The sequence below is a fragment of the Aeromonas lacus genome (genome assembly GCF_000764665.1).
GTDB classification, from domain to species: domain Bacteria; phylum Pseudomonadota; class Gammaproteobacteria; order Enterobacterales; family Aeromonadaceae; genus Aeromonas; species Aeromonas lacus.
This window is the reverse complement of the sequence record NZ_JRGM01000027.1, coordinates 1-13918: the sequence shown is the minus strand read 5'-3', so window position 1 is coordinate 13918 and position 13918 is coordinate 1. Positions and strand designations below refer to the sequence as shown.

Genomic DNA, 13918 nt, shown 5'->3' with positions numbered 1-13918 from the left:
ACAGTAATTAGATAGAAGGTGATACTAATCCGATAGCAAAGCCTTCCATATAACTCGTCTCTGCCCTGATATCTCGTATGTTGGGCTAAAAATCGTAGGTTGATGCTTCACGAAGTGAAGCCCAACGTTTACCGCGAATATATTTGAAATCTGTTTTACGGATCAGCCATATACTTGTTGAGCCCGAACCGGTTGGTGCAATAATGCTCGCTGCGACCACTGAAAAAACTCGGTTTCGAACGATGATTTGTAGGCCGTATTTTACGCTGTGCCGAATGAAGTATGACTATGCAAAAGAGTCTAATATGATATTTAACTGAATACTAGGAATAATAAATTTAGCCTCTTTGTAGCCGGATTCAGTCAGAAAGGCTGTCGTGTGTCGGCCATCAACAAAAAATAAATTCTGGGGGTCATTGTTTGTGATGTAAATAATTGGAGCGTGAACTTGATTGTAGATGGAAATCCAGTTTTCAACTCCTTTTATTTTACTTTCTTTTCTATCCGCGCCTCCTAAACCAGAATAAGAAAATCTATCTTTTCTCCATACCTGATCTATTTTTGACACTTGGAGAGTAACCATTTCAGTTTCAACCTCACCCTCTTTAATACCAATAATTCGAGCAGGAATCATCGTTTCAGGGCTGATTGGTTTAATGAATTCAATTGTGGACATTTTTTCCTCGATGAATCTAATGGTTGGTTTAGGGGATGGTTTTAGTCTATCCCGTGAGCAAGTCTAGATATTTGAACCATTTATTATCTAGTATATTTGGCTAAAATTTGTAGGTTGGTGCTGAACGAAGTGAAGCCCAACGTTTACCGCGAATATATCTGTAGATCTGGTTTACGGGTCTGCCACATCCTTGTTTACCCCGAACTGGTTGGCGTAATAATGCTCGCCTGTTGGGCTTTGTTACACGCTGCGTCAACCTACAAAAACCACGCTACCGCCCCTGAGTGACAGCTCCCAGCCTGCTGCTTTTAACCTGCGAGATAGCAACAATCGCAGCCATGGTGCGCTCCCGAGAGAGGGATTGTCGTTTGGCTATCTTAAGGGCGATGCTGATAGTTGAGAAGGGGGCTTTGGCGGAAATCTTTGTTGGATCAATAAATTAGTCATTAAGGCGTGCGCTATGTGAGCAACTCATTTGGTTGGGAATGCAAAGCTGCCCTCACCCCAGCCCTCTCCCAAGGGGAGGAGGGGGCAACACGCTCAGAGCCGCAAGCGGGGAGAAGCGATAAAAAGAAAGGGAGCCGGTCAGGCTCCGTTTCTCATGGTTATGGCGTGGTTATGTGAAATGGCAACTAGGGGTCACTACCAGCTGACCCCATTATCCGACCTTAGCGGTTGGTCGCGGCCTTCATCCCTTCCACAAACTCTTTCAGACGGGTCAGCATATGCTCCGGATTCTGGTGGTGGGTCTCGATGATCTTCACCACGGCGGAGCCGGAGATGGCACCGGCGGCGCCCGCGGCAATCGCTTCACGCACCTGAGCCGGTTCGCTGATGCCAAAGCCGAGCAGGGCGGGGGGGGCATTGAACTCGCGCAGGGTATTGATCAGCCCCTCCACCGGCATGCCGGCCTTGGTCTCGGCACCGGTGACGCCGGCGCGGCTCACCAGATAGGTGTAACCATTACCCAGCTCCGCCACCTGTTTCAGGGTCTCGGCATCGCCATTGGGCGGGGCGATAAAGATGCTGTCGATACCGAACTTGTCGGCGGCCGCCTTGTAGGGGGTGCACATCTGCACCGGCACGTCGGCCACCAGCACCGAATCCACGCCCGCCTGCTGGCACTTCTCGTAGAAGCCGTCAATTTTGCGCACATAGACCAGGTTGGCGTAGACCAGCAGGCCAATGGGCAGCTGCGGGTACTTGGCGCGGATGCGGCCGAGCAGCTCGAAGCAGTCGTCCGGGGTGGTGTGGCTGGCAAAGGCACGCAGGGCGGCGCCCTGAATGGTGGGGCCGTCTGCTACCGGATCGGAGAAGGGAATGCCGAGTTCGAGGGCATCGGCGCCCCCTTCCACCAGCGCATCGACGATGGCCAGCGACAATTCGGGGGTGGGGTCACCCAGCATCACGAACGGCACAAAAGCGCCCTGATTGGCCGCGTCCAGACGGGAGAAGAGTTGTGCGTAACGGTTCATGACAAGGTTCCTTCTTTCTCGAAAATGTCGGCAACGGTAAAGATATCTTTGTCGCCACGGCCGGAGAGGTTGACGATAAGCACCTGCTCTTTTTCCGGTTCACTGCGGGCCATCTTGAGGGCGTGGGCCAGTGCGTGGGAGGACTCCAGCGCCGGTATGATGCCTTCGGATTTGGCCAGCTCCTGGAAGGCGTCCAGCGCCTCTTTGTCAGTCACCGAGGGGTACTCGGCGCGGCCGATGGCTGCCAGGTGGGCGTGCTGCGGGCCGACGGAGGGGAAGTCGAGCCCCGCCGAGACGGAGTAGGACTCCTGAATTTGCCCCTGATTGTCCTGCATCAGGTAGGAGTGCATGCCAAAGAAGACTCCCTTGCTGCCGTGACCCAGCGGCGCGCCGTGCTCGCCACTCTCGATGCCGTGACCACCCGGCTCGACGCCGATCAGGCGCACCGACGGCTCATCGATAAAGTCGGCAAACATGCCGATGGCGTTCGACCCGCCGCCGACGCAGGCGATCACCGCGTCGGGCAGCCGCTCCTCCTTCTCGAAGCACTGGGCCTTGGCCTCTTCGCCGATCATCTTCTGGAACTCCCGCACGATAGTGGGGAAGGGGTGCGGACCGGCGGCGGTGCCGAGCAGGTAGTGGGCCGACTCGTAGTTGGCGGCCCAGTCGCGCAGCGCCTCGTTGCAGGCATCTTTCAGGGTGCTGGAGCCGGAGTGCACCGGAATGACGGTGGCGCCCATCAGCTTCATGCGAAATACGTTCGGTTTCTGGCGCTCGCAATCCTTGGCGCCCATATAGACCCGGCACTTGAGGCCGAGCAGGGCGCAGGCCAGCGCGGTGGCAACGCCATGCTGACCGGCGCCGGTCTCGGCGATGATCTCGCTCTTGCCCATCCGCTTGGCCAGCAGCGCCTGACCCAGCACCTGGTTGGTCTTGTGGGCGCCGCCGTGCAGCAGATCTTCACGCTTCAGATAGAGACGGGTCTTGGTGCCCTTGGTCAGATTGCGGGTCAGGGTGAGCGGGGTCGGGCGACCGGCATACTCGGTCAGCAGGGACTGAAACTCGGCGATAAAGGCCGGATCATCCTTGGCGTCGACAAAGGCTTTCTCCAGCTGGAGCAGGGCCGGGATAAGGATTTGGGGCACATACATGCCGCCAAATTCACCGAAAAACGGGTTGAGCAGGGTCATAGACTATTCCTTGTATTTATAGGCTTAAGCGATTCATTCATTTGGTGCATGTGTTTAGCGGGTTCGCAGCGCTTTTTCACAGTTGGCGCAGTGCGCCGAAGGCGGCTGCAATCTTGTGCGCATCCTTCTGGCCCGGGGCACTCTCCACCCCGGAGTTGAAATCAAGGCCGAGGCAGCCCACTTGCGCCGCCTGCAGGGCGTTGTCGGGATTGAGCCCCCCCGCCAGCATCAGTTTGCTCTTGTCGAGATGGGCCAGCAGGCTCCAGTCGAACGCCTGACCGGTGCCGCCGCTCTGGCTGCCGACTTTTGTATCCAGCAGCAGCCGATCCGCCGGGTAGTCGAGGGCGGGCAGTGGCTCGCCACTTTCCTTGCCAAGAGAGACTCCGACCGCTTTCCAGATCTGGCAGCCAGTCGGCAGCAGCGCGCGCAATCCCTCGATATAGGCGGCATCTTCATCCCCATGCAGCTGCACCACCGCGAGCCCCAGCGCCTCCACCGTCTTGACTATGGTGGCGGGTTGGGCATTGCGAAATACCCCCACATAGGCGAGCGGCGCGCCCGCCGTCACGGCGCGGGCGGCGGGAATGTCGACGTAGCGCGGGCTTTTGGAAACAAAGATCAGGCCACCAAACACAGCACCCGCCTGATGGGCTGCAGCGGCATCCTCGGCGCGGGTCAGGCCGCACACCTTGTTCTGGCCCAGTACCAGCTTGCGCACTGCCGCTTCCAGGTCCGGCTCGGCCATCAGGGATGAGCCCACCAAAAAGCCCTTGGCATGGTGGCGCAGATCCGCCACCTGAGCGCGGTGATTGATGCCGGATTCGCTGATCACCACCCGATCGCTCGGGATATCTTTTGCCAGCTGTTTGGTGCGGGCGAGATCCACGCTCAAGTCGCGCAGATCCCGGTTGTTGATGCCGATGACCGGCGCGCCCAGCGCGATGGCGCGGGTCAGCTCCTCTTCGTTGCTCACTTCGGTGAGCACGCCAAGGCCCAGCTCCTTGGCCACCGCGAACAGGGCGCGATAGCCCTCGTCGGTGAGCACCGAGAGCATCAGCAGGATGGCGTCCGCCTGATAGTGGCGGGCCAGATAGACCTGATAGGGGTCAATCATGAAATCCTTGCAGAGCACCGGCTGCTGGACGCGGCTGCGCACCCGCGGCAGGAAGGCAAAATCCCCCTGAAAGAACTTCTCGTCGGTCAGCACCGAGATGGCGGTGGCGTATTTGCCATAGATGTCGGCGATGGCCTCCGGGCTAAAATCATCGCGGATCAAGCCCTTGGAGGGGGAGGCCTTCTTGCACTCCAGAATAAAGCGGGTGGAGCCCGCCTTGAGCGCCCCGACGAAATCTCGATCGCTGGCTACCAGTTCGCTCTGGAAGCTCGCCAGCGGCTGGGCCTGCTTGCGGGCGGCGACCCACGCCTGCTTGGCTGCCACGATTTTGCCGAGAATGGTCTGGCTGATGGAGGCCATGTTCAGAAAAGCATGGGGGGCAATAAGGTCTGACATCTCGTTATCCTTGCGAAACTGGCTCTTGCCCTGTGGGCGTTCTGAATGACTGCTGTGCAGAGTCGTGGCTGACATCATGCCTCCTGATGACTCAGGGTAGCCAGCCGGGCGGCGAGCTCCGCCGTCTTGCCGCTTGCCAGCACCGCCAGCACCTCGGCCGCCGCGCTCTTGAGATCCTTCGCCTTGCCCGCCATCAGCAGCAGTGGCGCCACGTTGGCGGCAATGGCGGCGTTGTGGGCCGGGGTGCCTTGTCCTGCCAGAATGGCGGCGGTGATGGCGCGGTTCTCTTCCGGTTCCCCGCCCTGAATGGCGCTGACCGGATAGGTCTCGAGGCCAAAGTCAGCCGGGGTGATCATAAATTCGCGGATCTCGCCGTCACGGATCTGGGCCACCTGAGTCGGGCCGTGGATGGCAATTTCATCCAGCCCGGCACCGTGCACCACCATACCGGTTTTCAGCCCCAGTGCCAGCAGGGTTTCGGCGATGGGGCGCACCAGCTCGGGGGCATAGACTCCCATCAGCTGATAGGTGGGGCGAGCGGGGTTGATGAGCGGCCCCAGCACGTTGAACAGGGTGCGGGTCTTGAGGGCCTGACGCACCGGCATGGCGTGGCGCACCCCGGCGTGATACTGGGGGGCGAACAGGAAGCAGATGCCGAGCTCGTCCAGACAGCGGCGCGCCTGCGCCGGGCTCATGTCGAGCTTGATCCCCATCTTGTCCAGCAGATCGCTGGAGCCCGACTTGCTCGAGACCGAGCGGTTGCCGTGCTTGGCCACTTTCAGGCCGCAGGCGGCGGCGACCAGCGCCGAGGTGGTGGAGACGTTGATGGTGTTGAGGCCATCGCCACCGGTGCCGACGATGTCGCAGAACTCATAGTCCGGACGCGGGAAGTCGCGCGCTTCCGCCAGCAGCGCTTCGGCGGCGCCGGCGATCTCCTCCGGGGTCTCCCCCTTGATCTTGAGGGCGGTCAAGAGACTTGCGAGCACGATGGGATCCACTTCGCCACGAACCACCTGGCCGAAGGCGTCGCGGGTACTTTCACGGCTCAGAGACTGACCCTGATAGAGGGTGTTGAGATGATGATGCATGTTGGTCTCCTTACCGCGCGCCGCGTGTCGAAAAAATGCTTTCTGGACGGGTGATATGGGCGAGTGCCTGAGTCAGCAGACGGGCCCCTTCCGAGGTCATGATGGATTCCGGGTGGAACTGGAAGCCCAGCACCCGCTCATCCTGCTGCTCGATGGCCATGGGCATGCCCTGATAGTGGGCAATCACCGTCAGCTCTTCCGGTACATAGGTAGCGACCAGCGAGTGGTAGCGGGCTACCGGCAGCGGGCTTGGCAGACCGGCGAAGGCGCCGTGGCCGTTGTGCTCAATCAGGGAGCGCTTGCCGTGGACGATTTCACCCGCCGCACCGACGGTGCCGCCGTAGGCTTCGCACAGGGCCTGATGACCGAGGCAGATACCGAGGATGGGCACCTGACCGCGGGCCAGCTTGATCAGCTCAATCAGGCAACCCGCTTCGTGGGGGGCGCCCGGCCCCGGAGAGAGCACCAGCACGGCGTCCCCTTCGCAGGCGGCGATTTCGCTCATGATGCGGCTCGCCGGCAGGCTGTTGCGGTAGATCCGCACCGGATAGCCGAGGGAGCGGAACTGGTCGACGAGGTTGTAGGTAAAGGAGTCGAAGTTATCGAGCAGGAAGATGTTAGTCATGGCTCACGTCCTTATGTTGCTCCTGCTGGGCGCTCAGGGCTTGCAGGGAGGTGCCATGGCTGGCGGCGATGGCGGCCAGCACGGCGGCCGCCTTGGCGCGGGTTTCGTCCGCTTCGGCTTGCGGCTTGGAGTCATAGACCACCCCGGCACCGGCCTGCACATGGGCCACGCCCTCTTTGACAAAGGCGGAGCGGATGACGATGCAGGTATCCATCTCGCCGGCGCCGTTAATGTAGCCGACCGCGCCGCCGTAGCTGCCGCGGCGCTTGCCTTCTACCATGCGAATAAGCTCGCTGGCGCGGATCTTCGGTGCGCCGGTGAGGGTGCCCATGTTCATGCAGGCCTGATAGGCGTGCAGGGCGTCAAGGTCGGAACGCAAGGTGCCGACCACCTTGGAGACCAGATGCATCACGTGGCTGTAGCGATCCACTTTCAGCAGCTCCTTGACGTAGCGGGTGCCGGGTTCGGAGATGCGGGCGATGTCGTTGCGGCCCAGATCTACCAGCATCAGGTGCTCGGCCACCTCTTTCTCGTCCTGACGCAGTTCCAGCTCGATGCGGCCATCGAGATCCCGGTTGATGCTGCCATCGGGGTTGAAGCCGCGGCGGCGGGTACCGGCGATGGGGTACATCTCCACGTCGCGGCTGGTGGCGCAGAATTTCACCGCGCTCTCCGGCGAGGCGCCAAACAGGGTGAAGCCCTCATCCTGCACGTAGAACATGTAGGGGCTGGGGTTGGTCTGTTTGAGGCGGCGATAGGCGGCGATGGGGCTTGGGCAGGGCAGGGAGAAGCAGCGGGACGGCACCACCTGGAAGATGTCGCCGCGGCGGATAAAGCCCTTGAGCTTCTCCACCTCGGCGCAGAACTGCTTGTCGCTCTTGTCCACGCAGATGCCGCCGGTCAGGGCTGGCGTTACCGGCTCCTGTTGCGGCGCCTGCTGGCAGGCTTGCTTGAACTGGCCGAGACGCTCGCTCAGGCGGTGGTATCTGTCCTCTACCCGGCTCTCGTCGCTGTCGCCGCCAAAGATGCAGGCAATCAGCTGAGTGGTGCGCTCGATATGGTCGATGGTGATCAGGGTTTCGGCCACGTAGAAGCAGTAGTCGGGGCAGTCGTTGCTCCCCTGCGGCACTTCGGGCAGATCTTCAAAAGAGGCGATGAGGTCATAGGCAAAGCTGCCCGCCATAAACAGGGCCTCTTTGCCCAGCTGGCAATCGAGCTCCCGCTGCAGGGTGCGCAGCACGTCCAGCACGCTGATCCCCTTGAGGCGGGAATCTTCGTCCAGCTCCCGATCGGAGGCCGGGAAGTCGAGCTGCAGCTCGCCGGCCACCAGGCTCTGGATTACGGCGGCAGGTAGACGCTCGGTCAGCAGGCTCTGCAGCTGGGCGCCGTTGTCATTGAGGCCGCGCACCCGCACGGTGCGGCCACGGCACTCGATGCGCAGGCAGGCATCGACCAGCAGCAGGCTCTGTTTGCCCGCCTTGGAGTCGATCTCCACCGATTCCAGCAGCAGGGTGTTGGGGCGCTGCTGGCAAAACTCGCTGTAGAGCGCCAGCGGATCGGCCACGTAGGGGGCGTTGAGTTTGAGGGTATCGAATTCACCCAGAGGAAGGCGGTGCGTGGCTGTCATAGTGCGTTCCCTTGCGTGTGATGCGTGTTACCGATGTTCATGACGTCTAATACCTTGAAAAAGTGCCTTGAAAATGAGGTGGGTTCTGGCGGTTTCAGCAGGGGCGCCATCGCCTGGTCATTACGCTTGTCTGAATTCTCGGTTTCATCACAGCTCCATTTGCCGGATAATAAAAAAGCCCGCTGGGGTCAGCGGGCTTTTTCTTTGGGTTCTTAATTTGCTGTCAGTTTACAGGTACAGCAACGACCACACGCCCGCATGTCAGGGAGTGTGCCACCACCAAATGGTCAGGATGGAAGTCGTTTGCATGATAAAGTCCTGTAAAAAGATGTTTGCAATGAAGTGCCTACAGAAAACGATAAAGCCGCGGCCAAGTCAAGTCGCTTTTTAGCCTTCTTTCACCGATTTTTCATGAATGGTGACCTGACCACGAGAGCGGAATAACCCGATGAGATTCGATCTTCACTGTCATACTACCGCTTCGGATGGCGTGCTGAGCCCCGCCGAACTGGTGCGCCGCGCCGCCGAGAAAGAGGTCGAGGTGTTAGCAATCACTGACCACGACACCCTTGCCGGTCTTGATGAGGCACGCAGCACTATCGCCGCCCAGCAACTGTCGTTGCGACTGGTGAGCGGGGTCGAGATCTCCACCGGCTGGGAGCATCACGAGATCCATATCGTGGCGCTGGGGGTGGATGAAAAAAATTCGCAGCTGAGCGACTTTCTGACCGGCCAGCAGGCCCGCCGCGAAGAGCGCGCGCAGGAGATCGGGCGCCGTCTGGAGAAGTGCCTCATCCCCGGCACTTATGAAGAAGCCAAAGCGCTTGCCGGTGATGCGGCTGTGACCCGGGCCCACTTTGCCCGAGTGCTGGTGGCGCGCGGGGTGGCCGACAACATGCAAAAGGTATTCAAGAAGTACCTGAGCCGGGGCAACAAGGGGTATGCTCCTGCCCAGTGGCCCGAGATGGGCGACGCGATCACTGCGATTCACGCAGCGGGCGGGCTGGCGGTGTTGGCCCATCCCAGCCGTTACGATCTCACCGCCAAGTGGATCAAGCGGTTGCTGGTGGCCTTCAAGGCGGCAGGTGGCGATGCCATGGAGGTCTCGTTGCCCCAGCAGAGCCCGCAGGAGCGGGCCAATCTGGGCCAGTGGGCGAACGAATATGGTCTGGCCATTTCGGTGGGGTCCGATTTTCACTTCCCCTCCAACTGGACCGAGCTGGGCCGCCACCTCTGGCTGCCCAAAGAGGGGACGCCGCTCTGGCTGGTCTCTCCCGATCACTTCGGGCTGAGTCAGGAAGAGCATGCCGCTCTGGTGGCCAGCCGCTGACCGGCGGCAAGAGACGAATTTTAAAGCAGAATAGTAAGTGAGTGCCGTGGAGCCCGGCTCCATGGCCATCAAGCGGGCAGATGTTGCTGCCCCCATTGCGAGAACAAGGTATGAGTCAGCACTTTTACGTACATCCGGAAAACCCGCAGGCGCGTCTGATCAGCCAGGCGGTGCAGATCATCCAGAACGGCGGCGTTATCGTCTATCCCACCGACTCAGGCTATGCGCTGGGCTGCCATATGGGTGACAAGGGGGCGCTGGAGCGCATCTGCCGCATCCGTCGTCTCGACGCCAACCACGACTTCACTCTGGTATGCCGCGATCTTTCCGAGATCTCCACCTACGCCAAAGTCGATAACGGCGCGTTTCGCCTGATCAAGAACAACACCCCGGGTGCCTACACCTTCATCTTCAAGGCGACCAAAGAGGTGCCGCGCCGCCTTATGAACGAGAAGAAGAAGAGCATCGGGATCCGGGTGCCGGACAACAAGATTGCCCAGGCGCTGCTGGAAGCCCTCGGCGAGCCGCTGCTCTCCACCTCGCTGATCCTGCCGGATTCCGAGATGGCGGAGTTTGACCCGGAGGAGATCTACGACAAGCTGGGCAAGCAGATCGATCTGGTGGTCAACGGCGGTTATCTGGGCGAGCAGCCCACCACGGTCGTGGACTTCTCCGACGACGACCCGGTAGTGCGTCGTCGCGGTGCCGGAGACCCGACCCCGTTTGAGTGATACCGCAGATCCTGTGACGACCAGCACCGGCGATAACGGCGCGGGCGTCACACCTCCCATCGCGAAAGTCCTGGGGCAGCCCTACCACGAGCTGCCCCAGGACTTGTTCATCCCGCCCGATGCGCTGGAGGTGTTCCTCGATACCTTCGAGGGGCCGCTCGATCTGCTGCTCTACCTCATCCGGCGTCAGCAGCTCGATATCCTCAATCTGCCGATCCTGCAGATCACCGCCCAGTACATGGAGTACGTGGAGCTGATGCAGGGGCTCAATCTGGAGCTCGCGGCCGAATATCTGCTGATGGCGGCCTGGCTGGCCGAGATCAAATCCCGCCTGCTGCTGCCCAAGGCGCCCGAGCTGGAGGAGGAAGAGGAGGGGGAAGATCCCCGCGTCACCCTTATTCGCCGCCTGCAGGAGTACGAGCGCTACAAGGTAGGCGCGGAGCGGGTCAGCGAGCTGCCACGGGTGGAGCGGGAGATCTTTATCGCGGCCGCCCTGCCGCCCGATTTTGGCGATCTCAAGCCGCTGGCGCCCGATGTTTCGCTGGTTGAGCTCGCCCTTTACATGCAAAGTGTGGTAAAACGCGCGACTCATTTTGAGCATCACCAGATCCGCCGCGAACAGATCCCGACCCGGGTGCGCATGGCGGAGATCCTCGCCATGCTCTCGCTGGGCCAGACCCTGCGTCTTGAGCAGGTGCTGCGTGCCGAAGAGGGGCGCATGGGCGTGCTGGTGACCTTTCTGGCGCTGCTGGAGCTGTGCAAGGAGCAGCTGATCTGGATTTTGCAGGCCGAGCCTCTGGGTCCGATCCATTTTGCCCTGGCCAACCAGAGTGAGGAGGGGAAGCGTGGTCTTGCCCATTGAGATGGCTTTTGCGAGGAACGCCCAATGGCGCTGCCAGCTGAACGATTAAAGACGCTGATCGAGGCGGCCCTCTTTGTCGCCGGGCGTCCGCTCAACGTCAGCGAGCTCAAAGGCAGCGTGCTGGCCGACTATCCGGTCACCACCCGCTACGTGCAACTGCTGCTGGCGGAGCTCAAACAGGATTACAGCGAACGGGGCGTCGAGCTCAAGGAAGTGGCCTCCGGCTGGCGCTTTCAGGCTCGTCAGGATTATGCCGAAGAGCTCTCGCGGCTCTGGAGCGAGCGGGCGCCCCGCTACTCGCGCGCCGTGATGGAGACGCTGACGCTGATCGCCTATCGTCAACCCATCACCCGGGCCGAGATCGAAGCGATCCGCGGGGTCGCGGTCTCGAGCCAGATAGTGAATACCTTGAAAGATCGTGGCTGGGTGCGCAGCATAGGCCACAAAGAGGTGGCGGGTCGCCCCGAGCTGCTCGCCACCACCAGAGCGTTTCTGGATTACTTTAATCTGCAGAGTCTGGAGCAGCTCCCCGAGCTGGATCCCGAGCTGCAACCCCCGTTGTCCGCCATGTTTACGGGCAGCGATCAACAATCAGGTAACCCCGATGAGTGAAAAACTGCAAAAAGTGTTGGCCCGCGCGGGTCACGGCTCCCGTCGTGAGATGGAGGCCCTGATCACCGCAGGTCGGGTCAGTGTGGATGGCAAGGTCGCCACGCTGGGGGATCGCGTCGAAGTGAACGCCGTGATCCGGGTGGATGGTCACCAGGTCAAGACCCGTGCCGCAGAGGAAGTGATCTGCCGCGTGCTGGCTTACCACAAGCCGGAAGGGGAGATGTGTACCCGTCACGATCCGGAAGGTCGTCCTACCGTGTTTGATCGCCTGCCCAAGATGGAAGGGGCCCGCTGGATTGCGGTCGGTCGCCTCGACGTCAACACCTCCGGTCTGCTGCTGTTCACCACCGACGGTGAGCTGGCCAACCGCCTGATGCACCCGAGCCACGAAGTGGAGCGGGAATACGCGGTGCGCGTGTTTGGCGAAATCACCGAAGCCATGCTGCAGCGCCTGCGCAAGGGGGTGCAGCTGGAAGATGGCATGGCCAAGTTCAACAAGATCAAGCCGGCTGGCGGCGAGGGTCTGAACCAGTGGTTCAACGTCACCCTGACCGAAGGTCGCAACCGTGAAGTGCGCCGCCTGTGGGAATCCCAGGAAGTGCAGGTGAGCCGCCTGATGCGGATCCGCTACGGTGACGTCAAGCTGGATCGCGGCATCCCGCGCGGCGGCTGGCAGGAGCTGAAGCTGCCGGAAGTGAACTACCTGCGCGGTCTGGTCAACCTGCCGCCGGAGACCGAATCCAAGGTCGATTTGCAGCAGGATGGCAAGAGCAGCCGCCACAAGCAGGCCGCCCAGATCCGTCGCGCCGTCAAGCGCCACAAGGAGCTGCAAGGCAAGGAGCCCCGTGCTCGCGCCACTACCGCCCGTCGCAAGCCGCAAGCCTCTACCCGCAACTCCGGCACCGGTAGCAAATAAGCGCCATGTGCCTGTAACGCCCGCCTAAATAGGTGTGCAACCTTGCCAAAAAGCCCGCACCAACAGGTGCGGGCTTTTTTATATCCTTAACAATATAACTACCTAGCCAAATAAATATTTATTTGTCTTTTTATCAATAAGGCCGCTTATTTGTTGACCTCAACGAAAAAACGTTTTTCTTATTTCGTGGTTATTTTTGTGGCTCAGTTAACAGATAAACGGTTCTTTTTTATTCACAACACCGGATGAATTGGTGAATAATAGGATGGGGTACCAAGCGCAACTTTTCATGCCGGATGCATGAGTTTTTCGTTGAAGAGTTCTGCTTGTCAATAGTGACACAGGACTCGCGCCGAAGGGGCGTCTCACTGTTATTGGGCTTACAGCAGTGTCGCCGAGCAATTAAATATGCTCAGGGACTGCGGTAGCTATTTACTAGAATTAGTTCTGCTTGCGGCGTTGTTGCCCAAATCGATACAGCTTGAATGGAACTAACTGAGAACTTGGTGATCTGATCCCGCCATCATCTTCAAGTCTGCATTATGGGCGCGTCACTTCACCCCATCACCAACTGGCCTCAATATAACAAGTCTTTGCTCAACCGTGGTTCACTCACCTTCTGGGTTGATACCGAGGCAATGAACAATTGGTTTCACCAAAGCCATTACGGACGACGGGGCCGCAGCCAGCTTGATACCGACCAGACCATCTGTACATTCCTGATGCTCAAGGGGATTTTCAACCTCACTTTGCGGGCCACTTAGGGACTACTCGACTCTCTGCTCCAGTTGATGAATGTGCCGTTGTACGCACAGGACTATAGCTATGCCAGCAAGCGTGCAGGCACGGTGACCCTGGCTTATCGCATCCCCCAAAAAGAACGTATTACCGATTTGGTTATCGACTCGCTTGATTAGACAGGCCGTGCTATTCGGCCCGACAAGCGGGGTCATATTCCGGCCCAACTTGGACCCATTCTGGAACGGTTGGGCTTTGATGGTGTTCGATGGTTGAAGCAGGTGACGTTGTTCAGGCGACAAGGGATCAGAGTGGTGGGAGGCAGAGATCAATGTCAGCAGTTTGCCCGCCATTGTGGCCAGCTGCGATGCCATCAACCACGGATTTGATTGCTTTGTGTTTACCCTGCTAATAGCTCCGGGTATTGCACATAGTCCAGTAAATGGTTGTGCAGGGGGCGTTGCTTTCTAAACCTGAAAATTTCTCCTGCCAGCCGAGTTTTGCAGGCATCAGTTCGAATGCATACACCCTTATAAGG

Annotated in this window: 12 protein-coding genes and 1 pseudogene; 6 read left to right on the top strand and 7 right to left on the bottom strand. The window is 59.7% G+C overall.

What is annotated here, in order from left to right; translation table 11 throughout:
- Positions 1–286: 286 nt before the first annotated feature.
- The 7 genes from LG31_RS0104470 to LG31_RS0104440 all read right to left on the bottom strand — a co-directional run bounded on the left by LG31_RS0104470 (position 287) and on the right by LG31_RS0104440 (position 8191).
- Positions 287–676 (bottom strand): hypothetical protein, encoded by a 390-nt coding sequence (locus LG31_RS0104470; RefSeq protein ID WP_033113306.1) that lies wholly within the window; start codon positions 674–676, stop codon positions 287–289.
- A 668-nt stretch (positions 677–1344) separates the two neighbouring features.
- Positions 1345–2151 (bottom strand): tryptophan synthase subunit alpha, encoded by an 807-nt coding sequence (gene trpA, locus LG31_RS0104465; RefSeq protein ID WP_033113305.1) that lies wholly within the window; start codon positions 2149–2151, stop codon positions 1345–1347.
- Positions 2148–3341, bottom strand: coding sequence for a tryptophan synthase subunit beta (gene trpB, locus LG31_RS0104460; protein WP_005347359.1), 1194 nt, complete (start codon positions 3339–3341; stop codon positions 2148–2150). Before trpB ends, trpA begins: the two co-directional genes overlap by 4 nt.
- Before the next feature lie 76 nt (positions 3342–3417).
- Positions 3418–4926, bottom strand: a complete 1509-nt coding sequence (gene trpCF / locus LG31_RS0104455) for a bifunctional indole-3-glycerol-phosphate synthase TrpC/phosphoribosylanthranilate isomerase TrpF (RefSeq protein WP_033113304.1) — start codon at positions 4924–4926, stop codon at positions 3418–3420.
- Complete coding sequence (gene trpD, locus LG31_RS0104450) at positions 4926–5939, bottom strand: anthranilate phosphoribosyltransferase (protein ID WP_033113303.1); 1014 nt, start codon at positions 5937–5939, stop codon at positions 4926–4928. Before trpD ends, trpCF begins: the two co-directional genes overlap by 1 nt.
- 10 nt (positions 5940–5949) lie before the next feature.
- On the bottom strand, positions 5950–6564 hold the full coding sequence (locus LG31_RS0104445; RefSeq protein WP_033113302.1) for an aminodeoxychorismate/anthranilate synthase component II: 615 nt from the start codon (positions 6562–6564) through the stop codon (positions 5950–5952).
- Positions 6557–8191, bottom strand: coding sequence for an anthranilate synthase component 1 (locus LG31_RS0104440; RefSeq protein ID WP_033113301.1), 1635 nt, complete (start codon positions 8189–8191; stop codon positions 6557–6559). Before LG31_RS0104440 ends, LG31_RS0104445 begins: the two co-directional genes overlap by 8 nt.
- Positions 8192–8639: 448 nt before the next feature.
- Here LG31_RS0104440 and rnm point away from each other — a divergent pair, with 448 nt between their 5' ends.
- The 6 genes and pseudogenes from rnm to LG31_RS20285 form a co-directional block, all read left to right on the top strand.
- A complete protein-coding gene (gene rnm, locus LG31_RS0104435; protein ID WP_033113300.1) occupies positions 8640–9521 on the top strand; it encodes an RNase RNM in 882 nt (293 codons plus the stop codon).
- Positions 9522–9631: 110 nt separating this feature from the next.
- Positions 9632–10252 carry an L-threonylcarbamoyladenylate synthase gene (locus LG31_RS0104430; RefSeq protein WP_033113299.1) on the top strand — a complete coding sequence of 207 codons (621 nt, stop codon included), beginning with the start codon at positions 9632–9634 and terminating at the stop codon, positions 10250–10252.
- Entirely contained in the window at positions 10245–11114 is an 870-nt protein-coding gene (locus LG31_RS0104425) for a segregation and condensation protein A (RefSeq protein ID WP_033113298.1), read from the top strand. The genes LG31_RS0104430 and LG31_RS0104425 overlap by 8 nt, the downstream gene beginning before the upstream one ends.
- Before the next feature lie 24 nt (positions 11115–11138).
- A complete protein-coding gene (scpB, locus tag LG31_RS0104420; RefSeq protein ID WP_033113297.1) occupies positions 11139–11726 on the top strand; it encodes an SMC-Scp complex subunit ScpB in 588 nt (195 codons plus the stop codon).
- Positions 11719–12642 (top strand): 23S rRNA pseudouridine(2605) synthase RluB, encoded by a 924-nt coding sequence (rluB, locus tag LG31_RS0104415; protein WP_033113296.1) that lies wholly within the window; start codon positions 11719–11721, stop codon positions 12640–12642. The genes scpB and rluB overlap by 8 nt, the downstream gene beginning before the upstream one ends.
- A 542-nt stretch (positions 12643–13184) precedes the next feature.
- A pseudogene (locus LG31_RS20285) lies at positions 13185–13550 on the top strand (transposase); the annotation flags it as partial.
- Between the last annotated feature and the right edge of the window lie 368 nt (positions 13551–13918).

What these genes read in the sequence shown, in the direction of transcription:
- LG31_RS0104470 (WP_033113306.1), bottom strand. Translation starts at nt 676, where the DNA reads ATGTCCACAATTGAATTCATTAAACCAATCAGCCCTGAAACGATGATT.
- trpA (WP_033113305.1), bottom strand. Translation starts at nt 2,151, where the DNA reads ATGAACCGTTACGCACAACTCTTCTCCCGTCTGGACGCGGCCAATCAG.
- trpB (WP_005347359.1), bottom strand. Translation starts at nt 3,341, where the DNA reads ATGACCCTGCTCAACCCGTTTTTCGGTGAATTTGGCGGCATGTATGTG.
- trpCF (WP_033113304.1), bottom strand. Translation starts at nt 4,926, where the DNA reads ATGTCAGCCACGACTCTGCACAGCAGTCATTCAGAACGCCCACAGGGC.
- trpD (WP_033113303.1), bottom strand. Translation starts at nt 5,939, where the DNA reads ATGCATCATCATCTCAACACCCTCTATCAGGGTCAGTCTCTGAGCCGT.
- LG31_RS0104445 (WP_033113302.1), bottom strand. Translation starts at nt 6,564, where the DNA reads ATGACTAACATCTTCCTGCTCGATAACTTCGACTCCTTTACCTACAAC.
- LG31_RS0104440 (WP_033113301.1), bottom strand. Translation starts at nt 8,191, where the DNA reads ATGACAGCCACGCACCGCCTTCCTCTGGGTGAATTCGATACCCTCAAA.
- rnm (WP_033113300.1), top strand. Translation starts at nt 8,640, where the DNA reads ATGAGATTCGATCTTCACTGTCATACTACCGCTTCGGATGGCGTGCTG.
- LG31_RS0104430 (WP_033113299.1), top strand. Translation starts at nt 9,632, where the DNA reads ATGAGTCAGCACTTTTACGTACATCCGGAAAACCCGCAGGCGCGTCTG.
- scpB (WP_033113297.1), top strand. Translation starts at nt 11,139, where the DNA reads ATGGCGCTGCCAGCTGAACGATTAAAGACGCTGATCGAGGCGGCCCTC.
- rluB (WP_033113296.1), top strand. Translation starts at nt 11,719, where the DNA reads ATGAGTGAAAAACTGCAAAAAGTGTTGGCCCGCGCGGGTCACGGCTCC.